Raw genomic sequence first — 21,460 nt, 5'->3', positions numbered from 1 at the left:
AGGCAAAGGCGGACGGCCCCAATCGCCCTGCTGTACTGCGGGCGGCGGGCGCCCCCGATTGCCCTGCTCCAGCGCGGGTGACGGCGTACGGCCCCGATCGTCCTGCTGTACTTCGGGTGACGGCGGATGACTCTGATCGCCCTGCTCCTCGCGGCGGGCGGCGTCATGCTGGCCGGCGCCGGCGTAGTCACCTTCCGCCGCCGCGGCAAGCACACCGCCTAACACCCCAACCGCGGCCGCCCTACTCCACAGGGCGGCCGCGACCCACTTCTACCGGCCTGCTCCACCGCGGGTGGCGGTGGGGCGGCCCCGGTGGTCCTGCTCGACCCGGGGGTTGGTGAAGCGCTGCCTCGGCCTGGGATGGCGTAGCGTGCTCCGTCGTGACGATCGATGGGCTGGGTGACACGTTGGACCCGGCGGGGCCGGGTGTGTCGTTCGAGGAGCTGGTCGGGATGATGCCGGAGGCGTTGCGGGAGGTTTTTCCGCCGTACCGGTGGCAGCTCGCGAAGTTGTGGGAGCTTGATCTGAAGGTCGAGCCGGTGGAGATCGCCGACCTGGTCTGGATGTTCGACCTGCCGTTGTGGCAGCTCGAGGAGGAGCGGTTCAAGGTGACGCCGCACCAGGTCGCCGAGACGCCGATGAATTTCCGTGCGCACTACCAGCGGGTGATGGACGCGGACCTCGACTTCCCGATCAACCTGGTCGCGTACCGCGGCCGGCTGGTCGTGCTGGACGGTGTCCACCGGCTGCTGAAGGCGCACTTCCTGCGCCGCCGGTGGATCGAGGCGACGATCGCGACCGCGACGCAACTGCGGTCCTGCGCCGTGTGAGGGGCAGGATGGTCGGCATGGACAGCGTTGAGCGTGAGGTGTACATCGAGGCCCGGCCGGAGACGGTGTGGGCAGCGGTGACGCAGCCCGAGATGTTCGCCCGGTGGTACGCGTTCGGCGGCGCGGAGATCGACCTGCGCCCCGGCGGGCGGCTGGTGATGCGGTGGGACGAGCACGGGGAGTTCTTCGGGTTCGTGGAGAAGGTCGAGCCCGGCCGGCGGTTCGCCTACCGGTACGCGGTCGATCCCGGGGTGGAACCGGCGCCGGGCAACGCGAACCTGGTCGAGTTCACGCTCACCCCGGAAGCCGAAGGGACCCGCCTGCTGGTCGTCGAATCCGGCTTCGATCGCCTGGCCGACGAGCACGATCCCGACCAGTCCGCCCTGGCGTGGGACAACGCCCTCGTCGCCCTGACCGCCCTGGCCCCGACCCTCTGACCGGCGGTCCGACGCGCCGGAGCTGTCGATGTTGATGCGTCACCATTATGCTTGGTGACATGACATCGAACACTGACGACTACGCCCCGAGCCCCACCGGCTGGGTCCGGGACCAGGTCGAGAAGGTCGCCGCGGCCGGGACCACCGACGCGGTCGACATCATGGGCATGAAGGTGGTGCTGCTGACCATGCGCGGTGCCAAGTCCGGCAAGATCCGGAAGGTCCCGCTGATGCGGGTCGAGCACGACGGCGTGTACGCCGCGGTCGCCTCGCTCGGCGGCGCGCCCAAGAACCCGGTCTGGTACTACAACCTGAAGGCCGACCCGAAGCTCACCCTGCAGGACGGCGACACCACGAAGGAGTACGTCGCCCGCGAGATCGAGGGCGCGGAGTACGACGAGTGGTGGCCGCGGGCCGTCGCCGCCTACCCGCCGTACGCGGAGTACCAGACCAAGACCACCCGGAAGATCCCGCTCTTCCTGCTCGATCCGGTCACATAGTCCTGTCTGGTGATCCACCAGACAGGACCTAAGTCCTTGCAAAGATCTCGCCTCGGATGACGGTCGGTGACGGGGCGGGGGCCAGGCTTGTGAGACGCTGGCGACGGCTGGGTCGACCTCGACCCGGCCCGACGCCTTGCGTCGCCTGAGTTCTGGGAGTTGTCCTGACCACACACGACGCGGTGCGGGAACCGTTCGTCGGGTCGACGCGGTTGCGTCTGGCCGGACTTGCACTGCATGCCTATACCGCGAGCGGAACGGTGCTCGCGCTGCTGATCGTGATCGCCGCCATCGACGGCGACGCCGTCCGGGCGCTCTGGCTCGGACTCGCCACCCTGGTGATCGACGGGACCGACGGGATGCTCGCCCGCCGGCTGCGGGTGAAGGAGACGATCCCGTGGTTCGACGGTGCGATGCTCGACAACATCGTCGACTACCTCACGTACGCGTTCGCACCGATCGTGTTGCTGTGGACCGGCGGCTACCTCCCGTCCGGGACCTGGGGCGCGGTGCTCGGCGCGTTGCCGCTGCTTGCCTCCAGCTACCAGTTCTGCCGGGTCGACGCGAAGACCGAGGACCACTTCTTCCTCGGCTTCCCGAGCTACTGGAACGTGGTCGCGTTCTACGTCGTGGTCCTCGGCCTCAGCCCGGTCACCACCGGCATCATCCTGGTGGTCTGCTCGGTGCTGGTGTTCATCCCGGTCAAGTACGTGTACCCGTCGCGCACCAAGGCGTTCCGCTCGCTGAACCTGCTGACGACCGCGATCTGGCTGGCGTCGTACGCCGTACTGCTGGCGCAGATGCCGGATCCGAACACGGTCGTGGTCGCGATCTCGCTGGCGTACCTGGTGTACTACGGCGGTCTCAGCCTCTACCTCACCTGGCGCCGTAGGGCCGTCGCGTAGTGGTTCTCGGGCTGAGCGCGGCGCTCGGCGCCGCGGTGCTGTTCGGGATCGGCGCGATCCTGCAGGCGGTCGGCTCCCGGAAGGTGCCGACCGAGTCGGAGCTGGATCCGCGCCGGCTCGGCGGCTTCGTCGTCGCACTGCTCAAGCAGCCCGCGTTCCTCGGGGCACTGGCGCTGAACCTGGCCGGTTTCGGGCTGCACTTCGTCGCGCTGCGCCTGCTGCCGCTGTACCTGGCGCAGGCCGGGATCGCCGTCAGTCTGGTGGTCACCGCGTTGCTCGCGACGCGGTTGATGTCGGACCGGCTGAGTGCGCTCGAGTGGTCCGCGGTGATCGGCGTGTGCGTGGGCCTCGGCCTGCTGGCGGTGGCCGCCGGCGACGCGGGGGACAGCGCGCAACACCACGGCCTCACCATCGGCATCATCGTCGGGCTCGTCACCATCGCCGTACTGGGTGCTGTCGCCAGCCGGTCGCAGCACGGGGTTTCCACGGCGCTGCTCGGCATGCTGGCCGGTCTCGGGTACGCCGGTGTCGCGATCTCGGCCCGGCTGCTGCAGGACGGCTCGTTGAGCGAGCTCGTGCGGAGCCCGACGCTGTACACGCTGCCGATCAGCGGCGCGCTCGCGTTCATCCTGTACTCGCTGGCGCTGCAGCGGGGATCGGTGACGCTGGCCACCACGCCGATGATCGCGTTGCAGACCATCACGCCGGCCGCCGTCGGCGTCTTCGTGCTCGACGACGCCGTACGCGCCGGATGGTGGCCGGCCGCGATCATCGGCTTCCTCCTGTCCGCGGCCGGGTCGGTGATCCTGGTCCGCTTCGAGAGCGTCAAGCCGCAGGACGTGCCTGCCGGTCCCTAGCGGGTCGGCCACTTCCAGGGTGGCTCGTCCAGCGGGCCTTGGCCGGTGATGGTCGTGGCGCCCTTCTCCTTGACGAGCTCGAGTGTCTGGAGCTCGGGGGAGAGGGCCGCGAGTGCGGCGATGAACGGGCGGGAGTGGGTGACGACGATGACCTGGGTCTCCTTCGCGGCGGTCACCACCAGGTTGGCCAGAGCGGGCAGGAGGTCCGGATGCAGGCTGGTCTCGGGCTCGTTGAGGACGAGGAGCTCGGGCGGCCGCGGGGTGAGCAGCGCGGCGACCCACAGGAGGTACCTGAGGGTGCCGTCGGACAGCTCGGCGCCGGACAGCGGGCGGAGCAGACCGTGCTGGTGGAAGGCGATCTCGAAGCGGCCCGCGGTGTTGACGACCTGCACGTGACTGCCCGGGAACGCGAGCTCGATCGCCTCGTCGAGTGCGCCCCGGGGACCCAGCTCCCGGATCGTCTGCAGCGCGGCCGCCACGTCCGCGCCGTCCGCAGCGAGGACGGCGGTGCGCGTGCCGACCTGCACCCGGCGGGCGGGCGCTGTGGCGTCGGTGCGGAAGTGGTCGTAGAACCGCCAGCCACGTAGCCGCTCCCGCACGAGCAGCAGCTCGGGCGCGCGCTCGGGGTCCGCGAACTCGCTCAGCATGCTGTCGAACGTCTGCAGCTGGTGCCCGCCGCGCTGCCACTCTCCGCTCGCCGAACGGATCCGCACCTCGCGGTTGTTGCGCTCGACCAGCAGCGCCGCCGGACGCAGGAACGGCCCGGCCCACAAGGCCTCGCGCTTGATCTCCGGATCCAGGTCGAACTCCGATCCGTGCGCGATCGGCAGCCCGAGGTCCATCAGATAGCCGTAGTCGTCGCCCGCGAATCCCATCCGCAACGTCACCGGCCCGGTCCGCACCGTGCCCTGCGTCGGCCGGTCCTTCCGCACATGCTCGGGCCCTGCCCACAACGTCGACTGCAATCCACCCTCACGAGCGAGCGCCGCGACAGCGCCGTTCCGCGACGCGTCGGCGAGCAACCGCAGCGCCCGGTACAGACTCGATTTGCCGGTCCCGTTCGCGCCGGTCACCACGTTCAGCCCGCGCAACGGCATGACGATCCGCCGCAGGGACCGGTAGTTCTCCACCGCCAGCGTCGTCAACATGCCAGCCAAGGTACCGACGCCCTCCGACAGTCAGCTCTCGGCGCGGTCCGGCGAGATGTGCCACAGGACTCCGAGTTCCTGCAGCATTGCCGCGGCCGCCGCACCGTGCATCTTGCTCCGGTCGGCCATCGTCGAGAACCGCGGACGGCGTACGTCGACCGCGGGCAGCCGGCGGGCGAGCTCCTGCTCGATGGCGTCGAGCAGTCGTGAACCGGCCCGGCGGACCGGCCCGTCGATCACGACGTCCGGGATGTCGAGGATCGCGGCCTGGACGCAGACCAGCGCACCGAGGCTGCGGCCCGCGAACTCGACGCGCTCGGCGAGGGCGCGCAGCTCGGGTCCCTCCCCGGTGGACGCGACCGCGTCGAGGTCCTCGACCGACGCGTCGCCGAGGATCGCGGGCAGGTTCGCCACCGTCTCCAGGCAGCCCGTACGCCCGCATTCGCAGCGCCGGTCGCTGACGCCGACGTCGATGTGCCCGACCTCGCCGGCGCGCTGCCGCTCGCCGAGGTGCACGCGTCCGTCGAGGATGATCGCGGACCCGATGCCGCCGGCGATGTGCAGCACGATGACGCTGCCGCCGGCCTGACTGCGGTGTGACAGCTCGGACATCGCCACCGCGGTCGCGTCGTTGACCAGCACCACGTCGTACCCGAGGGCCTCCCGCAACGGTCCGGCGAGGTCGACGTCGTGCCAGCGGAACTGGATCGACTCGACGATGCCCTGCTCCGGCGACAGCATCGCGGGGACCGCGATCCCGGCGGCCAGCACCGCTCGCCCGTCGTCGGCTGCCAGTTGCCGCAGGAAGCTGCCCAGGACCGAGATCACGTCGTCAGGGCTCGGGCCGGGTGGCAGGGCCACCCGGCCGGTCGTACTGATGACCCCGTCCAGTCCCACGACGCCTGCGACGATCTCGGTCGGGCGGAGGTCGGCCATGAGCAGGCACTGGCGGCCGGTGTCGACGCGGAGCGGCTTCGCGGGCTTGCCGCGGCCGCTCGGCGTCCCGGCCTCCTCGACCACCAGGTGCCGTGCCATCAGGGACTCGACGATCTCCGACACCACCGCACGCGCCAGACCGGTCGACCGGGAGATGTCGGCGCGCGACATGGTGCCGTCGCCGATCAGCACGGTCTGCAGGACCAGTCTGGTATTGCGCTCGCGCAGTACCCCGGGCGTCACCTTCTCGGTGATCCGTATCGCCTTCGTCATCCCTGCCTTCAGCCCACGCCGTACACCGCCAGCTCCTGGAGGTGCAGCGTGTAGGCGTTGGTGGTGTTCCCGAACCCGGTCACCCGGACGTACCGGTAGGCGCCCGTCACGTCGTACCGGTCGCCCACATCAGTCTGCGCCTTGTGGGTCACCTTCTCGGCCAGCCGGGTCCACGTCTGCCCGTCCACGCTTCCGTCGACACGATAGAGGTACGACCGGCCGTCGGCGTAGTACGGCGTGACGCGGACCGCGGACAGTGCGTGAGCGGCGCCAAGGTCCACCTGCAGTGACGACGGCTGGCCGGCGCACTGTGCGGGTGCACAGAACCAGCCGGTGCTCAGGTCGCCGTCGACCGCAGCGGCCGCCGCATGGCCCCCTTCCGCACTCGTAGCCGCTACAGGCTTGCCCCGGCTCAACGACACCGGCGGGGGCGTCGAACACGTGAGCGTCGGTACGCCGAACGACAACGCGTCGAAGAACCGGTTGGCGTCGTACTGGTGCACCTGCAGCCGCAACTGCCGTACGCCGGTGACGTCCGCGTCGAGCACAACCGCCTTCGACGCGGCGCCCGCGATGCCGCTGCGCAGCACGCCGGACTCGGTCAGCAGTCGGCCGTCCCCGAAGATGCGGACGACAACGTCTCCGTCCGGGGTGTGGTTCATCGCGTCGTCGATGCCGACCACCGTGGTGAAGCGCGCACAGCCGCCACCGAGCTCGAACCGTACGTCGGCGTTCGCGTTGGTGCCGAGGCCCTTGCTGTAGGCAACACCGTCGAGCAGGATCGGCTGGCCGTTGCCGGACGGCGTGGCGGGTGTGACCGTGTCCCGCGCGACCGGGTAGACGCCGTCGTGGTTGCGCGACGACGCGAAGTCCAGATCACTCAGCTGGTACCGTCCGGCCGCTGCGACCGGCAGGACCGCGCCGGCCTTGCGTGAGGACTGGTCGGACCGCATCGTCACGTCAAGCGACACCTGGCTGGTCGGACCTCCACGGACAGTCCAGCTACGCGACACCGTTCCACCTGGCTCGATCCGGTCCGGCGCCTCGCCCACGGGCTCGACCGTGAATCCAGTGGGCGCCGGGATGTCGAAGGTCAGTCCGGTCACTGCGGCGAAGTAGTTGGTGTTCGTCACAGTTGCCGTGACTCGAGCGGCTCCTGACGAGTCCACAGTGCCCGTCGGCCGCAGTGTCAGCGTCAGGTCGTAGTCGTCGTTGCGCAGTCGGTCCAGCAGTTTGGCGGCCTCTACGTAGGTGTCGCCGGTCGGCCTGGTGCGGTAGGTCTGCTGGTCGGACGACCACCGTTCCGCTACGTCGTACCAGTCGATCTGCGGTGTGGCCGTGGTCTTCAGCGCTTCGAAGTACTGCTTCCAGCGCGGCGCGTAGTACCCGTCCAGGAGGCCGGACCACTCGCGGTACGCGTAGTCCTGCAGGTCCGTGGTGCGCAGGCCCCACGACGTGAGCTGCTTGCGCGCGTCGTACTCGAGCTGCGCGGACTCGGTGCTGTTCGCGCCCCAGCTCCTGGCCTGTTCCAGCCAGCGTCCGATCAGGTACTGCTCGTTGGTGCCGACCAGGTCGTCGACGCCGGCGATGTACCCGAGCCACGTGTCCGTCAGCTGCGTGAAGCGCGTGAGGTCACCGGCCTCGTACGCGGACCGGATCTGCGGCAGCAACGTCCGGGACCGGTCGGCGACGGACTGGCGTGCCACCTCCAGCAGGTCGTTGCGGTACGCCGCGTTGTTGCGCAGCGACCCGCCGACGGCGAGGAGCGCCGGCAGGGCCCCCGCGAACTCGGCAGGATCGTAGGCGAACGCCGCCTGCGCCCAGCTGTGCGGTCGCTGGACCGTCAGGCTCGGGATCGCGGCGAACAGACCTCCGTGTCCCGACGAGCGGCCGCCGTTCGGCGGGATCGAGTACGCGGTCTCGGCGAGGATCCGCCACGTCTCCCGCGCCTTCGGGTCCGTCCCGCCGTACCGGGCGTCCGCGTAGTCGGCGAACCACTGTTCCAGGTCCACCGGCCCGTCGTGCCACGGCAGCTCGGCCAGGAACTCCATGGCCACCGCGTTGTTGTAGCTGGCCTCGGGCATGATCGCGATGCCCGACAGGGCCGAACCGCTCTTCGCCAGCGAGGCCCAGAACCGCTCGTTCCAGGCACGGATCGGGGCGCCCATGGTGGAGTTCCCGCCGAAGTTCCAGATCGACCCGAACGCGTACGGCGTCCCGGACCAGTCCTTCTCGCGGTCAGGGCTCAAGGCGCGGTCGGACAGCCCGTCGACGACCAGCATCCGGCTACGGTCGATGGCCGCGATCGTCTCGGGGCGCGGGTTGCTCTGCCAGCCGAGGATCGCCCAGATCGCGCCCGGATGCGCCTTGTCCAGGGCGTTCTGCACCGCCACCGACGCCTTGCCGACCGAGATGCTGCCGGGCCGGCCGCCCTCGTGCAGGAGGTCCATCTTGAACATCGTCGACCGGCCGAGGATCCGTTCCTGGACCTCGTAGAACCGGGCCGCCACCTGGTCGAACAGCGGGTCGGTCGGCGCCAGCCAGTCCGGCCGGTCCAGTCCGACCCAGGTGCCCTGCGGAACGGTGGTGGCGCCCGGGTTCTTCGCCGCGAAGTCGCGCGGCACCGTGCCGAAGTAGCCCGGCAGGACCGGCGTGATCCCGAGTGACCGCATTCGGTCCGCGATCCGCCGGCCGAGGTCGGCGCGCTCCCGGATCACCTGGGCGCTGACCGGCGCGGTGAAGTTGGACATGTTCTGCAGCAGCCACCACGGCTGGTAGCCGGGCGTCGGAATCCAGGCACGCAGCTCGTCCGCCTGGTAGCCGAAGGACTGCAGCGCCTCGTAGTACACGGCCTCGGTCCCGATGGGCATGAAGATCTCGTTCACGCCGTGCAGGGCCTGGACGTCGATCAGCCGTTCCCAGTCCTCGAACGTGCGGTACGGGCCGGAGTACCCGTCCTCGGTGTCGTTGCCGGCGAACCGGTGCTCGACGACCGACGACTGCTCGATCGGCTGCGGCGGCGCGGGGAGTACCGGCGGGAGGGCGAGCTGGTCACCGGTCCAGGAGATGTCTGCCTTCACGACGTGCTTGAGGTACCAGTTGAACCCCATCAGCAGCGCCGGCGTACTGCTGCCCTCGACCACCGGCCGGGCGCCGCGGCGGGTGATCCGGAAGGTGTCGCGGCCCTCGGAGGCCGGGATCGTGGCGAGGGTGATCTGGCTGCCGGACCGCGCGCCGACCAGACGCCGGATCGCGTCCTTGGCCGGGCCGGTGTCGAACAGCGGGCGGCCGGTCGGGGCCGGCTCCGGGGACTCTGCCTGCGCGGGCGGCGCGGTCAGCAGCAGCGCCGTCATCGCCGCCGCGGTCGTCGCGGCGAGCCATCGCCGGACCCTGGTACGTCGGTTCATCAACCTGACCTCCGATTTTGATCGCGGCCCAAACTAAATGGCGGCGCGGAGCCGGTCAACAGCTCGGCGACGACTTTCGAAATATTTCTTCCTAACCTGCGTGTCACAGCAGGCCACGCTGTCTCGTCTCGGGCACGAAACCGTCGGAGGAGCGTGGAGAGCGATGCGAGTATTCGTGGCTGGTGGCAGTGGTGTTCTTGGGCGGCGGCTGGTGCCGCAGCTGGTCGCGCGGGGGCATCAGGTGACGGCGACGACAACCAGTGCGGCGAAGCTGGACCTGATCGCGGCGGCAGGGGCCGACGCGGTGGTGATGGACGGGCTGGACGGCGCGGCGGTCGGTGAAGCGGTCGCGCTGGCGCGGCCGGACGTGATCGTGCACCAGATGACCGCGATCTCGATGGCGCACGCGGGCAAGCCGGACATCAAGCACCCGGACCGCTGGTTCGCCAAGACCAACCGGCTGCGGACCGAGGGGACCGACCACCTGCTGGCCGCGGCCGAGGCGGTGGGCGTGCCGCACTTCGTTGCCCAGGGCTACGCGAGCTGGAACGGTGTCCGCGAGGGCGGCTGGGTGAAGACCGAGGAGGACCCGCTGGACCTTCTGGAGGGCACAGCCGCGTACGTCGGCCTGAAAGCGCTGAGCCGGATCGAGGACCTCGTGCTGAAGATCGGTGGAGCCGTCATGCGGTACGGCGCGTTCTACGGTCCGGGGGCGATCGACGACCAGGTGGAGCTCGTCCGCAAACGCCAGTACCCGCTGGTGGGACGCGGCACTGGCTACAGTTCGTGGGTGCATCTCGACGACGCGGCCGCCGCCACGGTGCTGGCTGTCGAGCAGAAGGCCGGCGGTGTGTTCAACATCGTCGACGACGACCCGGCACCGGCCAGCGAGTGGCTGCCGTACCTGGCGGAGTGCGCGGGTGCCAAGCCGCCGCTGCGTGTTCCGGTGTGGCTGGCGCGACGGCTGGCGGGGGACCAGGCTGTGGTGATGATGACCGAGGGCCGTGGCTTCTCCAACGCCAAGGCGAAGCGGGAGCTCGGCTGGGAGCTGCAGTACCCGTCGTGGCGTCATGGCTTCAAGGCCGAGCTGGCGTGATGCGCACGCGCGACGAGGAGTTCGAGGAGCTGCGACCGCTGCTGTTCTCGATCGCCTACCGGATCCTCGGCAGCGTCAGCGAGGCAGAGGACGCCGTGCAGGACACCTGGCTCCGGTACGCCGCTACAAGCACTGAGCCGGCGTCCGCGAAGGCCTTCCTGTCCGCTGTCGTCACGCGTATCTGTGTCGACGTACTGCGGTCTGCTCGGCGCCGGCGGGAGGAGTACGTCGGGCCGTGGTTCCCCGAGCCGTTGCTGTCCGACCCGTACGAGGACCCGGAGCGGGCAGCTGAGCTCGCCGACTCGGTGTCGATGGCGGCTCTTCTCCTACTGGAGCGGCTGTCTCCGCTGGAGCGTGCAGCGTTCGTGCTGCGGGAGGTGTTCGGGTTCGACTTCGCCGAGGTGTCGTCGGCACTGGGGCGGACCGAGGCGGCCTGTCGTCAGCTCGTGGTTCGAGCGCGTCGCCACATGGAGGCCGGGCGGCCGCGGTTCGCTGCCGACCAGCACGAGCGGGAGGAGCTGGCGGTCCGGTTCTTCGATGCGTTCACAGAAGGCGACGTCGACAACCTGCTGGAGTTTCTGGCGGCCGATGTGCAGCTGGTCGGCGACGCCGGTGGCAAGGCGCCGCAGTGGGGTCGCGGTGTCGTTGCCGGCGCTCGCAATGTGGCAGGCATGCTCGCCGCCCTGGCCGCGCCGTTCACTCGCATCGGTGGCGTCGTGGAGCCGCACGTGGTGAACGGCCAGCCGGGCGCGATCTTCCGCGACGGCGAGGGCCGCGTGGTGAACACCTGGACCCTCGACATCGTCGACGGACAGATCCAGGCGATCCGCGCGGTGGTGAACCCGGACAAGCTCCGGCACGTCGGCCCGGTCGCCGACGCGTGGGCCGTCGTACGGGACACCAACGCGGCCCGTAGAAACGGGTAGCGGGGCGCAAGGAAGACCCTGCGCCCCGCTGTGTGCCGTCAGGTCAGGCCAGCGACTCTTCCCAGGCCTGGTGCAGTCCGGCGTAGTGGCCGTCGACCGTGATGAGGTGGTCGGGCGAGCCGTCCTCGATGATCTGGCCGTACTCCAGGACGAGCACGCGGTCGGCGGTCTCGACGGTTGACAGCCGGTGCGCGATCACGATCGCGGTCCGGTCGGCCAGGATCGTCTTCAGCGCCCGCTGGATCAGCCGTTCGCTGGGGATGTCCAGGCTCGACGTCGCCTCGTCCAGGATCAGCACGGCCGGGTTGGCCAGGAACGCCCGCGCGAACGCGACCAGCTGCCGCTGGCCCGCCGACAACCGCGAGCCACGCTTCTCGACCGCGGTCTCGTAGCCGTTCGGCAGCGCCATGATGAAGTCGTGCGCGCCGATCACCTTGGCGGCCTCGACGACCTCGTCCATCGTCGCGTCCGGCTTGCCGAACCGGATGTTGTCCGCGACCGAGCCGGTGAAGAGGAAGTTCTCCTGCGTCACCATCACGACCCGCTCGCGCAGGTCGTCCTCGGACAGGTCCCGCAGGTCGACACCGTCGAGCAGCACGTGCCCGCCCGTCGGGTCGTAGAACCTCGCCACCAGCTTGGCAATCGTGGTCTTGCCGGCTCCCGTTGTGCCGACCAGGGCCAGCGTCTGACCGGCCGGGACGTCCAGCTGCAGGCCGGGCAGCACCGGTACGCCGTCGACGTACTCGAAGCGCACGTTCCGCAGCTCGAGGTGTCCCCGCGCCGGGCCGGGCTTGGCCGGCTTGATCGGCTCCGGCACGTCCGGGGTCTCGTTCAGCACGCCGGACAGCTTCTCCAGCGCCGCCGAGGCGGACAGGAAGGTGTTGTAGAACTGCGAGATGTCCTGCAGCGGCTCGAAGAACTGCCGCAGGTACAGCAGGAACGCGGTCAGCACGCCGACCGTCACGTGCCCGTGGTACGCCTGGTACCCGCCGTACGCCAGGATCGCGACGATGGTGATGTTGCCGACGCCCTTGATCGACGGCATGAAGATCGCGTTCAGCCGGAACGACTCCAGGTTCGCCTTCCGGTAGCGGTCGTTGACGCCATGGAAGATCTCCTCGTTGCGCGGCTCGCGGCGGAACGCCTGCACCGCGCGGATCCCGGTCATCGACTCGACGAAGTGCACGATGACCAGCACGACCGCCTCCCGGGTCTGCCGGTAGACGACCGCGGACCGCTTCCGGAACCACGCCGTGAGGATCAGCAGCGCCGGGAACGACAGCAGCGCGAGCAGACCGAGCTTGAGGTCCAGCGTGAGCAGGATGATCGCCGTACCCACCAGCGTCAGCGCGGCGGTGACCAGACCGTCGAACCCGTTCGCCAGCATCTCGTCGATGACCTGGACGTCGGACGTCAGCCGGGAGATCACCCGGCCCGAGGTGAATTTGTCGTGGAACGCCGGACTGAGCCGCTGGAAGTGGTCGAACACCCGGCGCCGCAGGCCGAGCAGGATGGTCTGGCCGAGCCGGCCGGAGCGCATCAGGAACAGCTGCCGCGCCCAGGCCTGCAACAGGGCCGACGCGAGCACGGCGATCACGATCGTGATCAGCTCCCGCGAGCCCTGACCGGCGAGGATCGGCGGGATGCCGTTGTCGATGCCCAGGTGGACCAGGTACGGCACGGCGAGCCGGGCGCCGTTCTCGACGATCACGATCACCACCAGCAGCCAGATCAGCTTCTGGTACGGCCGGAGCAGCTCGCCGAGCAGCTTCCGGGAGTCCTCCTTCAGCCGGATGCTCGTGGCCCGGGAGATCTCCCGGTCGGGGTCCTCCTCGAACTGACCCCGCCAGCTCTGTTCCTCCGGCTGGTCGTCTTTCACATCCTCGGGAGGAGGTGTCTGCTGGGTCGTCGTCATGCGTGCACCTCCTCTTCCTCCGCGGCCAGGAGGTGCCGGTACTCGGGCACCGTGGCCAGTAGCTCCTGATGTGTTCCTACGTGGGTGACTGTGCCGTTCTGCAGCAGCGCGACCTTGTCGGCCAGCATCACCGTCGACGCGCGGTGCGCGACCACGATGCCGGTGGTGTCGGAGAGCACGTTCTGCAGCGCTTCCTCGACCAGGGCCTCGGTGTGGACGTCAAGGGCGGACAGGGTGTCGTCCAGCACCAGTACTGCGGGCTTGGCGAGCACTGCCCGTGCCAGCGCGAGCCGCTGGCGCTGACCACCCGACAGCGACATGCCCTGCTCGCCGACGCGCGTTTCGAGGCCCCACGGGAGGTCGTTGGCGAACTGCGCCTGGGCGACCTCCAGCGCCTGCTGGACCTCGTCGTCGGTGGCGTCCGGACGGCCGAGCGTCAGGTTCTCCCGGACGCTCATGGAGAACAGCGTCGGGTCGTCGAACGCGGACGCGACCGCGGTCCGCAGCGACACCAGGGACAGGTCCCGGATGTCGTGCCCGTCGATGGTGATCCGCCCGGCGGTCACGTCGTACAGCCGGGGGACCAGTGCGGTCAGGGTGGTCTTGCCGGACCCGGTGGCGCCGACCAGTGCGAGCGTCGTACCAGGGGTCAGGTCCAGGTTGATGTCGTGCAGCACCTCGGTGGAGTCGTCGGAGAACCGGAACCCGACGTGCTCGAAGCGCAGGTGACCGCGCGGGTTCGTGAGCTCCTCGCTGCCGGACTTGATCACCGAGTGGGTGTCCAGGATCTCGCTGATCCGGTCCGCCGCGGTCATCGCCTCCTGGGCCATCGCCAGGATCGCGCCGAGCGAGGTGACCGGCCAGACCAGCGACAGCATCAGCGTGATGAACGCGACCAGGGTGCCGAGCGTGATCGCCTCGCGGCCGACGGCCAGCGCGCCGAGCAGCAGCACGATCACCAGGGTCAGGTTCGGGATGACGCCGAGGAAGCTCCAGAACCGGGACGCGAGCCGGACCTTCTCGACCTCGGTGTGGTACAGCGTGGTGGCCTCGTCGTCGAACTGCGCCTGGACGTGCGGCCGGCGGCCGAAGGCCTTGATCACCCGGAAGCCGAGCGCCGACTCCTCGATCCGGGTGGCCAGGTCACCCTGCTGGTCCTGCACCTTGCGGGAGATCCGCAGGTACTTCTTCTCGAACTTCAGCGAGACCATGACGATCGGTACGGCGGCCACCAGGACGACGAGACCGAGCGGCCAGTAGAGCTGGAGCAGCAGGATCGTGACCACGGCCAGCTGCAGGATGTTCATCACCAGGAACAGCAGGCCGAAGCCCATGAACCGGCGGATGGTGGACAGGTCGGTGGTGACGCGGGACAGCAGCTGGCCACTCTGCCAGCGGGTGTGGAACTCCATCGGCAGCGACTGCAGCCGGACGTACAGGTCGTGCCGGAGCGTGGCCTCCAGGTCGCTGACGGTCCGGGATTGCGCCCAGCGGCGCATCCAGACCAGGATGACCTCGGAGATGCTGAGCCCGAGGGCCAGCAGGGCCAGCGGAACCAGCATGCTCAGCTCGCGCCGGGTGACCGGGCCGTCGATGATGGCCCTGGTGACCAGCGGGACGGTGAGGCTGACGGCGACGCCGAGCATCGCGGTGGTGAACATCACCGAGAGGCGCCAGCGGTGTGGCTTCAGATAGGGACGCAGCCGCCACAGATTGCGGCTACGTTCGGGGGCACGGGTGGTAGGGGCAGCGATCGACGGCGCTTGGACAGCGTGCTCGGGGTGCATCTGGACGGGCGCACTTCCCATCTACTTCGTCAAAGGGGTTTCGGCGACCTGAAAACGGCGCACTTTCCAGTATCGCTCAGTGGGTAAGCGCTTGTCCTGCCAATTCCATTCCCCGGCGATGAATTACCGCTTGTCGCAATAGGCCGTCCGGGTGCCAGGCGGAGGGGCGTTCCGGACCTATCACGTTCCATGATCAGTGCCTGGCGATCGATCGCTGACCTGATGCCTCTTCGGGCAGCTCCCGGAGCTCGCGGAGCGGGGAGCAGAGGGCGATCAGGAGTCCGGCGAGCATGCCGCCGGTGGCGAGCAGCAGGGTCGGACGGATCTGGATCGCGGTGGCCAGCACCCCTGACACGGCTGCGCCGACGGTCTGTCCACCGATGACCAGGGTCCGCCACGAGGCGGTCACCTGGCCCAGCAGGTGCGGCGGGGCCGTGGACTGCCGCAGGGTCCGTTGCGGGACGGCGAACAGCGACATTCCGAGCCCGGCGAGTACTTGTCCGAGCAGGATCAGCGATGTCGTTCCGGTGAACAACGCGACGCCGTTCAGGGATGCCAGGAACACGCCGCTCAGATAGGACCGGCCGAGTCCCACACGCCGGGACCAGCCAGGGGCAACGAACGTGCCTGCCACCGCGGCTGCTCCGAACGTCGTGAGCGAGAGTCCGACGAAGGCCGGTGACTTGTGCAGCTCCCGGATCAGGAACAGCACGATGAGCGGTCCCTGCATCGCGCCGGCCATGGCCGCAACAGCCGCGGAGAGGACGAGCGGCCGGAGCATCCTGTCGCCGAACAGCACGCGCAGGCCGGCCGAGAGACGTGCCTGGGACCGCTCCGGTGCGGCGCCACGCGCGGGCTCACGGATCAGGTACGCGGTCACGGTGGACACGACGTACGACGCCGCGTCGATGACGATCGCGAACGGGGCCGTGAGCACCTGAACGAGGAAACCTGCCGCGGAGGGACCGAGCGTCGAGGCGAGGTTGACGTTGAGCAGCGCGGCGCTGTTCGCTCGCATCAGCTCGTCCCGCGGCACCAGCCACGGGATCATCGTCTGCGACGCGGTGTCGGACAGCAGAGTCAGCACTCCGGTGAGTACGGCGACGGCGTACAGCTGCTCGATGTGCAGCCACTCCAGTGCCGCCGCGGCCGGCACTGAACCGAGCAGGACCAGGCGTCCGACGTCTGTCCAGATCAGCACGCGACGCAGCGACCACCTGTCGACCCAGACGCCCGCCAGCAGCCCGAACACCAGGTGCGGTGCGATGGTCAACGCCGACAGCGCACCCATCTGCACGGCTGACGCCTGCAGGCTGACCACGGCCACCAACGGCAGCGCCACAGTGGTGACCGCACTGCCCGACGCCGACACCAGCTGCCCGATCCACAGCTTCCGGAACTCGCCTCTCACGACCCATGCCATGCCGGTGAACCTGTCACTCAGCAGAGTCGTTCGACTACGCCTGTTCGCCGTGAGCAGAGGCAGTTCACTCCACGCGAAACACCGGCCCCCTTGCGGTGAACGGAAGCGACGCGCCGCGCGGGATGAGCCACGCGTGCTCCCGCCGTACCCGGACGACGTCGCACTCGCCGTCGGTGATGAGCAGGATCGGCCCGTGGGCGGGAAAGTCGGCGGCGCGCTCCAGGAGGTCGACCCCGGGCTGCAGCACGGTCCCGCCGCGGCCATGGACCTTCACCCGGCCGGCGATGTCGTCCACCGGCACGTAGCCGGCGTCGTACGCCGCGGCGTCGCAGTACACGACCCGTGCGGCCGGTACGTCGCGGGCGCGTGAGTACGACGCGATCGCTCCGAGCGCCTTGCCGAGCAGTTCGCGGTCCATCGAGCCCGACGTGTCCAGCACGACGCCGTACGTCGGGAGCCGCTCGAGCTCGACGGGGCGGACCCAGCCGGGGCGCGGGATGTCCGGCGTACCGGACTGGCGCCGGGAGGCACGGGCGTACGTGCGGGTCTTCTCGACCGCCGGGACGTGCTCCTCGAACCAGCGGGCCAGCTGCGCGTCCCAGGCGAGCGGCGGGTGGTCCAGTGCGCGGATCTCCTCTACGAGCCCGGCAGGCAGCGTGCCCCGGGCGTTGTCGTGGTACGCCAGCCCGGTGCTCAGCGCGCGCCGGTAGATGTCGTCGAGCCCGGCCCCGCGGGCGGCCTCGCCGGAGTGCGGGAGCGGATGGCCGAGGACATCGCCCAGGCCGACCCCACGCAGCGTCGCCAGCTTGCGGTAGCGGCGCAGGTCTTTGGCGACACGGTCGTAGACCTCCTCGGCGGACATGCCTTTGAGCGCAGGGTCGTGAAGCGCCCCGTCGGGCATCGTGCCGACCCCCATCTCCAGCAGCCAGCCGTTGATCACCAGGTCGGCCGCCACGTTCCACAGATACGGGTCGCGGCCGCCGACACGCTCACCGTGCCGCAGGGCGGCGTGCAGCATCTCGTGCGCCATGACGAACCGCCACTCGCTCAGCGTGAGGTTGGTGAGCGGGTTGATGTAGATCTCGCCGACGGACGCGTTGACCGCCGCGGTGTGGATGTCCCACCCGCGAGCGAGCTCCGCCTCGGCGACGATCTTCATGCTCGACGCGATCGCGCCGAGCAGCGGGTACGACGACACGAACCAGCCGAGCGCCAGGTCCCACTTGTCCCGGCCGTCGCGGCCAGAGCTCAGCGTGGAGCGTGCGCCGCCGGCCACGTCGACAGCTGCTGCGGCGGCAGCCGAGAGCCCGGCGGCGAACAGTTCGCTCCAGTTCGGCGGCTTACCCCAGCCGTTCCAGCGGGCGGTCCGGACGTCCGGTGCGTGACCGGCGACGCCCAGGCGCTCGTAGTCCGCCGGCACGCCGGAGCGTCGCCACTGTCGCGCCAGCGCGTCCTCGTCCAGTCCTGGGAACGAGACCGGCATGTCGACGACCGGCGTCCCGAGTTTGAGCGACTGGAGGTACCGGTTGACGGCCACGTCGTACGAGGCGCTCATGGCCTGATCAGGGGCCGGCAGGTCCCGCTCGGCGTGGCCCAGGCCCAGGTGGATCAGGAGATGCGCGAAGACCCAGGACCATTCCTCCGGCGTCGCCCGGCGCGTCCGGTGCGTCCTGATCTGACCGTTCGAGTCGATGGTCGCCCAGCCGTCGGCCGGGCAGCTGTCGTCGCGGAGCGGACTGTGCGCCCAGTCCGCCAGCGGTGCGAACAGCGGGTGCCGGGCGATGGCACCCCAGCCCGCCTGGATCGCTTCCCACGCCGGGTCTCGCTGCGCCTTACGCTTAGGCACGTGCGGCCACCAGCCGCGGCAGGTCGCGACTGACCTCGACCAGGAACCACGTCGGCAGCACCGGGCGGCCGTCGTCGTCGGCCGCGATCACCAGCTGCGCCACCTCCAGCGAGATCTCCGCCAGCTCGACCAGCAGCGCCTTGCCGCGGTGTGCGAGCTGACGTGCGGCAGGGCTCGCGGAAGCCTTGTCGGCGGCCAGCTCCTTGACCAGCCGGGCCCGGAACGTCTCGGCCAGGAAGTACAGCAGGTCCCGGTCCTCCGGCGCGGACGGCCAGCCGGTCTCGCCCTTCAGGACGGCGTCCAGCCCGTAGGCGTGCCGCACCGTCTTCACATAGGCGCGGAACGCCGACGCGTGCGTCGCGGACAGGGTGCCGAAGGCCAGGACCCGCAGCGTCTCGTCGGACACGTCGTCGCCGTACGACAGCAGGGCGTCCGACAGCATGTGCCAGCTGCGCGGGGTCGAGAACGGCTCCTCGGTCTTCGGCGGCGCGGTCCACAGGTGGTCGGGACGGTTCCGCAGGTACTCGAGGACCCACGGGTGGATCCCCGCCGTCCCCGCCCACCGCAGCCAGTCGGTCGCGGAGGCGCGCAGGTGGATGTGCACGAGCCGGTTGACCAGCGCGCTGGCCATCGGACGGGCCAGGGCGTTGTCGGTGGCCCGGTTGCCGGCGCCGATCACGACGGAGCCCTCGGGCAGCTCGTACTCACCGATGCGGCGGTCCAGGATCAGCGAGTAGAACGCCTTCTGCACCTCCGCGGAGGACGCGTTCAGCTCGTCGAGGAACAGGCAGTACGGCTCGTCGCGGGCGATCGCCACGGGCGGCGCGAACCGGCTGCGGCCGTCCACGATCTGCGGGACCCCGATCAGGTCCTCCGGCGCCAGCTGGGTGCCCAGGAGCGTGACGCATTCCAGACCGAGCGATTCCGCGAACGCTCGCACCAGACTGCTCTTCCCGATCCCCGGTGCGCCCCAGAGGAAGACCGGGCGTACCACTGCCACGTGCAGCAGTACTTCGGGCAGCTCGGCCGCCGATACCGTGATTCCTGGCTGCATCAGTCCCTTTCGTCGTTGGTCAGCCCTTCAGGATCCTCCTGCGGTCACGGTGTGTCACCCGCTTTTCCGGCCCGCTTCCGTTACCGGCGGTTACTGGCTAGGGTGCGGCGCGTTGACCGAGGAGTACTGGGGGGTCTGTGGTGCCGAGCTTTCGTGTGAAGGCGGCTGTTGTCTGTGCCGTCGTGCTGCTGCCGTTGACGGCGTCGTCGCAGGTGATGGCCGCTGACCCGCCGCAGCATCTGGGGGAGGGCGTGCTCGTCCCGGGGAAGACCGCGGTCGACGTCGGGATGTCCGGCGCGCGCGTGGTCGTTTCGAACCCGGTGTACGAGACGAGCAACAACGGGACCACCTGGACTGCCACCGGAGGCTCGAGCGCGGGCAAGCCGCTGCAGGTCGAAGGGCCGACGCTGCTGACCTTCGACAGCGGTACGGCGAAGGTGGGCGGCCTCACGTTCCCGGCCGCGGACGAGGTGGTGCTGGGGAAGGGCGGCAAGCTCGTCTCGCACCGGGCGACCGCGGCGGCGACCGCAGAGGTGTACGACGTCGCGACGAAAGCCAAGGTGGCCGACTTCGCCCCGCCGTTCGCCATGTCGGGCGACACGGTCTGGAAGGTGACCGAGCCGGGCCATCTGGACGGCAAGAACCTGACCACCGGCGTGGTGAAGACCGTGCTCGTCGCCGGCGCGTGCACAGTCGGCCAGGACGACGTCAACGGCCGCTGGGCGCTGCTGAGCGGCTGCAACCAGGTCGTGGACGTCGGCGGACCGCAGCCGCCGCGCAACCTGTCCGTGGCCGCTGACTCGCAGTTGGGCAACGGCTTCGCCGTGCAGGCGTCCGGCTCCGACCTGCTGGTCACCGACCTCAACGACCCGGCGCTGGGGCAGCGGCGGTACGGGCCGATCCGCACCGCGACCCCCAGCTTCCGCGCTGACGGATCCGGTCTGGCGAAGATCGTGTACGCCGACGCGTCGAGCAACCCGCGGGTGATCACCCTCAGCTGGCTGACCGCGGACCCGCAGCAGCGTCCCGACACCGTGGCGCCCGTACTGACCACCGCGTCGGCCGGCGACCGCATCCGCGACAACACCAGCCTGTCGTTCGAGTGGGCGTACGACGACCCGCAGGACCCGAACTCACCAGCCACGGGCGTGAACAGCTACGACCTGCAGTACCAGCAGCGCCCGAGCCGTACGTCGCCGTACGGCGCCTGGATCCAGCCTGCCGCCTGGCAGGGGCTGAAGACGACCGGGGCGAGTCTCACCGCGCCGATCGGCACCGATACGTGCTGGCAGGTGCGTGCGCGGGACTACGCCGGCAACCTGAGCGCGTGGAGTGCGTCGTACTGCAGCGAGGTGGACGGGACGGCGCCGTCCCTGGTCACGTGGCGGATCGGCGATCGCGTCCAGCTCAGCGGGTCCGCGACGGTGCGCTGGGCGTACAAGGACGACACCGACATCGCGTCGTACGACGTGGTCTACAAGGTCGCCGCGCCGGGTGTCGCGTTCGGGAAGTGGATCTACCCGGCGGTGTGGCAGAACACCCGCATCACGTCGATCACCTGGGCGCCGCGGCTGGGCTGGGACGAGTGTTTCATGGTCCGCGCCCGCGACTACCTGGGCAATCTCTCCGCCTGGTCCGCGCCGATCTGTTCGGTAGCGCCCGAGGACGACCGTGCGCTGACGTCTGCCGGAACCGTCACCCGCTCCACGAGCACTCTGGCGTTCCAGGGCACCACGACCGTGCTGAAGGCCAACGGCGCCTACCTGACCAAGGCCAACGAGGCGGGCCTGCGCATCGCGCTGGTAGCACTCCACGGCCCCGGCCAGGGCCGCGTGGACGTCTACCACGCCAACATCAAGATCGGCACCGTTTCGTTGGCAGCCACAACGACCAGCCGCGTCGTCACCTACCTGCCCACCACACCGTTCCGCACCGGCGCGCTGAAGATCGTCTCGACCTCGACAGCCCCTGCCACCGTTGACGGAATCGCCTTCCTCCGGGCGCCCTGAGACTCTCAATCGTTTGAATTCACAGGGATCTGAGCGGGGCGTGACAATTTCGGCACGTTCTGGTCCGATTCGCGGTTTCGCGTCCGGGGCCCTGGGGTAGGTCTTCGCGGA

17 protein-coding genes are annotated in these 21,460 nt (G+C 69.7%); 9 read left to right on the top strand and 8 right to left on the bottom strand.

The annotated features are described in order from the left end of the window. Nucleotides 1–126: 126 nt before the first annotated feature. The 6 genes from ABZW60_RS34420 to ABZW60_RS34395 all read left to right on the top strand — a co-directional run bounded on the left by ABZW60_RS34420 (nucleotide 127) and on the right by ABZW60_RS34395 (nucleotide 3,529). Nucleotides 127–222 carry an LPXTG cell wall anchor domain-containing protein gene (locus ABZW60_RS34420; RefSeq protein ID WP_355484086.1) on the top strand — a complete coding sequence of 32 codons (96 nt, stop codon included), beginning with the start codon at nucleotides 127–129 and terminating at the stop codon, nucleotides 220–222. 158 nt (nucleotides 223–380) lie between these two features. Continuing rightward, entirely contained in the window at nucleotides 381–830 is a 450-nt protein-coding gene (locus tag ABZW60_RS34415; RefSeq protein ID WP_355484084.1) for a hypothetical protein, read from the top strand. 17 nt (nucleotides 831–847) lie between these two features. Then, nucleotides 848–1,267: an SRPBCC domain-containing protein gene (locus ABZW60_RS34410; protein ID WP_355484082.1), complete on the top strand. Its 420-nt coding sequence runs from the start codon at nucleotides 848–850 to the stop codon at nucleotides 1,265–1,267. A 59-nt stretch (nucleotides 1,268–1,326) separates the two neighbouring features. Beyond that, the gene (locus ABZW60_RS34405; RefSeq protein WP_355484081.1) at nucleotides 1,327–1,767 is read left to right on the top strand and encodes a nitroreductase family deazaflavin-dependent oxidoreductase; all 441 of its coding nucleotides are present in this window, start codon (nucleotides 1,327–1,329) and stop codon (nucleotides 1,765–1,767) included. A 182-nt stretch (nucleotides 1,768–1,949) separates the two neighbouring features. Then, nucleotides 1,950–2,672: a CDP-alcohol phosphatidyltransferase family protein gene (locus ABZW60_RS34400; protein WP_355484079.1), complete on the top strand. Its 723-nt coding sequence runs from the start codon at nucleotides 1,950–1,952 to the stop codon at nucleotides 2,670–2,672. Beyond that, nucleotides 2,672–3,529, top strand: a complete 858-nt coding sequence (locus ABZW60_RS34395) for a hypothetical protein (protein ID WP_355484077.1) — start codon at nucleotides 2,672–2,674, stop codon at nucleotides 3,527–3,529. Before ABZW60_RS34400 ends, ABZW60_RS34395 begins: the two co-directional genes overlap by 1 nt. On the opposite strand, the gene ABZW60_RS34390 is transcribed toward ABZW60_RS34395, so the two are convergent. From ABZW60_RS34390 to ABZW60_RS34380, 3 genes are read right to left on the bottom strand one after another with little or no spacing between them, the layout of a single operon-like run. Continuing rightward, nucleotides 3,526–4,677: an AAA family ATPase gene (locus ABZW60_RS34390; protein ID WP_355484075.1), complete on the bottom strand. Its 1,152-nt coding sequence runs from the start codon at nucleotides 4,675–4,677 to the stop codon at nucleotides 3,526–3,528. The genes ABZW60_RS34395 and ABZW60_RS34390 overlap by 4 nt on opposite strands. A gap of 30 nt (nucleotides 4,678–4,707) precedes the next feature. Next, nucleotides 4,708–5,886 (bottom strand): ROK family protein, encoded by a 1,179-nt coding sequence (locus ABZW60_RS34385; RefSeq protein WP_355484073.1) that lies wholly within the window; start codon nucleotides 5,884–5,886, stop codon nucleotides 4,708–4,710. Between the two features lie 8 nt (nucleotides 5,887–5,894). Then, nucleotides 5,895–9,293, bottom strand: a complete 3,399-nt coding sequence (locus ABZW60_RS34380) for an alpha-N-acetylglucosaminidase TIM-barrel domain-containing protein (protein ID WP_355484071.1) — start codon at nucleotides 9,291–9,293, stop codon at nucleotides 5,895–5,897. Nucleotides 9,294–9,456: 163 nt separating this feature from the next. Here ABZW60_RS34380 and ABZW60_RS34375 point away from each other — a divergent pair, with 163 nt between their 5' ends. Further along, nucleotides 9,457–10,389, top strand: coding sequence for an NAD(P)-dependent oxidoreductase (locus ABZW60_RS34375; RefSeq protein WP_355484069.1), 933 nt, complete (start codon nucleotides 9,457–9,459; stop codon nucleotides 10,387–10,389). Further along, nucleotides 10,389–11,315 carry an RNA polymerase sigma-70 factor gene (locus ABZW60_RS34370; protein WP_355484067.1) on the top strand — a complete coding sequence of 309 codons (927 nt, stop codon included), beginning with the start codon at nucleotides 10,389–10,391 and terminating at the stop codon, nucleotides 11,313–11,315. Before ABZW60_RS34375 ends, ABZW60_RS34370 begins: the two co-directional genes overlap by 1 nt. A 43-nt stretch (nucleotides 11,316–11,358) precedes the next feature. On the opposite strand, the gene ABZW60_RS34365 is transcribed toward ABZW60_RS34370, so the two are convergent. The 5 genes from ABZW60_RS34365 to ABZW60_RS34345 all read right to left on the bottom strand — a co-directional run bounded on the left by ABZW60_RS34365 (nucleotide 11,359) and on the right by ABZW60_RS34345 (nucleotide 19,340). After that, nucleotides 11,359–13,230 (bottom strand): ABC transporter ATP-binding protein, encoded by a 1,872-nt coding sequence (locus tag ABZW60_RS34365; RefSeq protein ID WP_355484065.1) that lies wholly within the window; start codon nucleotides 13,228–13,230, stop codon nucleotides 11,359–11,361. Then, on the bottom strand, nucleotides 13,227–14,891 hold the full coding sequence (locus tag ABZW60_RS34360; RefSeq protein ID WP_355484063.1) for an ABC transporter ATP-binding protein: 1,665 nt from the start codon (nucleotides 14,889–14,891) through the stop codon (nucleotides 13,227–13,229). The genes ABZW60_RS34365 and ABZW60_RS34360 overlap by 4 nt, the downstream gene beginning before the upstream one ends. Nucleotides 14,892–15,210: 319 nt before the next feature. Then, entirely contained in the window at nucleotides 15,211–16,440 is a 1,230-nt protein-coding gene (locus ABZW60_RS34355; protein WP_355484061.1) for an MFS transporter, read from the bottom strand. 64 nt (nucleotides 16,441–16,504) lie between these two features. Beyond that, the gene (locus ABZW60_RS34350) at nucleotides 16,505–18,286 is read right to left on the bottom strand and encodes a hypothetical protein (protein ID WP_355484060.1); all 1,782 of its coding nucleotides are present in this window, start codon (nucleotides 18,284–18,286) and stop codon (nucleotides 16,505–16,507) included. Further along, entirely contained in the window at nucleotides 18,279–19,340 is a 1,062-nt protein-coding gene (locus ABZW60_RS34345) for a MoxR family ATPase (RefSeq protein WP_355484058.1), read from the bottom strand. Before ABZW60_RS34345 ends, ABZW60_RS34350 begins: the two co-directional genes overlap by 8 nt. 140 nt (nucleotides 19,341–19,480) lie before the next feature. Between ABZW60_RS34345 and ABZW60_RS34340 the strand changes: the two genes are divergently transcribed. After that, the gene (locus ABZW60_RS34340; RefSeq protein WP_355484056.1) at nucleotides 19,481–21,349 is read left to right on the top strand and encodes a hypothetical protein; all 1,869 of its coding nucleotides are present in this window, start codon (nucleotides 19,481–19,483) and stop codon (nucleotides 21,347–21,349) included. Nucleotides 21,350–21,460 lie beyond the last annotated feature (111 nt).

Origin of the sequence: Kribbella sp. NPDC003557, assembly GCF_040610805.1 — a bacterium.
Taxonomy (GTDB): domain Bacteria; phylum Actinomycetota; class Actinomycetes; order Propionibacteriales; family Kribbellaceae; genus Kribbella.
Note: the sequence above shows the minus strand (reverse complement) of the source record. Positions and strands in the feature narration are given on the sequence as shown.

Bases quoted from the DNA above. Each gene is read 5' to 3' on its own strand.
- ABZW60_RS34420 (WP_355484086.1), top strand. From the start codon at position 127: ATGACTCTGATCGCCCTGCTCCTCGCGGCGGGCGGCGTCATGCTGGCC.
- ABZW60_RS34365 (WP_355484065.1), bottom strand. From the start codon at position 13,230: ATGACGACGACCCAGCAGACACCTCCTCCCGAGGATGTGAAAGACGAC.
- ABZW60_RS34375 (WP_355484069.1), top strand. From the start codon at position 9,457: ATGCGAGTATTCGTGGCTGGTGGCAGTGGTGTTCTTGGGCGGCGGCTG.
- ABZW60_RS34380 (WP_355484071.1), bottom strand. From the start codon at position 9,293: ATGAACCGACGTACCAGGGTCCGGCGATGGCTCGCCGCGACGACCGCG.
- ABZW60_RS34345 (WP_355484058.1), bottom strand. From the start codon at position 19,340: ATGCAGCCAGGAATCACGGTATCGGCGGCCGAGCTGCCCGAAGTACTG.
- ABZW60_RS34370 (WP_355484067.1), top strand. From the start codon at position 10,389: ATGCGCACGCGCGACGAGGAGTTCGAGGAGCTGCGACCGCTGCTGTTC.
- ABZW60_RS34390 (WP_355484075.1), bottom strand. From the start codon at position 4,677: ATGTTGACGACGCTGGCGGTGGAGAACTACCGGTCCCTGCGGCGGATC.
- ABZW60_RS34410 (WP_355484082.1), top strand. From the start codon at position 848: ATGGACAGCGTTGAGCGTGAGGTGTACATCGAGGCCCGGCCGGAGACG.
- ABZW60_RS34355 (WP_355484061.1), bottom strand. From the start codon at position 16,440: ATGGCATGGGTCGTGAGAGGCGAGTTCCGGAAGCTGTGGATCGGGCAG.
- ABZW60_RS34405 (WP_355484081.1), top strand. From the start codon at position 1,327: ATGACATCGAACACTGACGACTACGCCCCGAGCCCCACCGGCTGGGTC.
- ABZW60_RS34385 (WP_355484073.1), bottom strand. From the start codon at position 5,886: ATGACGAAGGCGATACGGATCACCGAGAAGGTGACGCCCGGGGTACTG.
- ABZW60_RS34360 (WP_355484063.1), bottom strand. From the start codon at position 14,891: ATGTTCACCACCGCGATGCTCGGCGTCGCCGTCAGCCTCACCGTCCCG.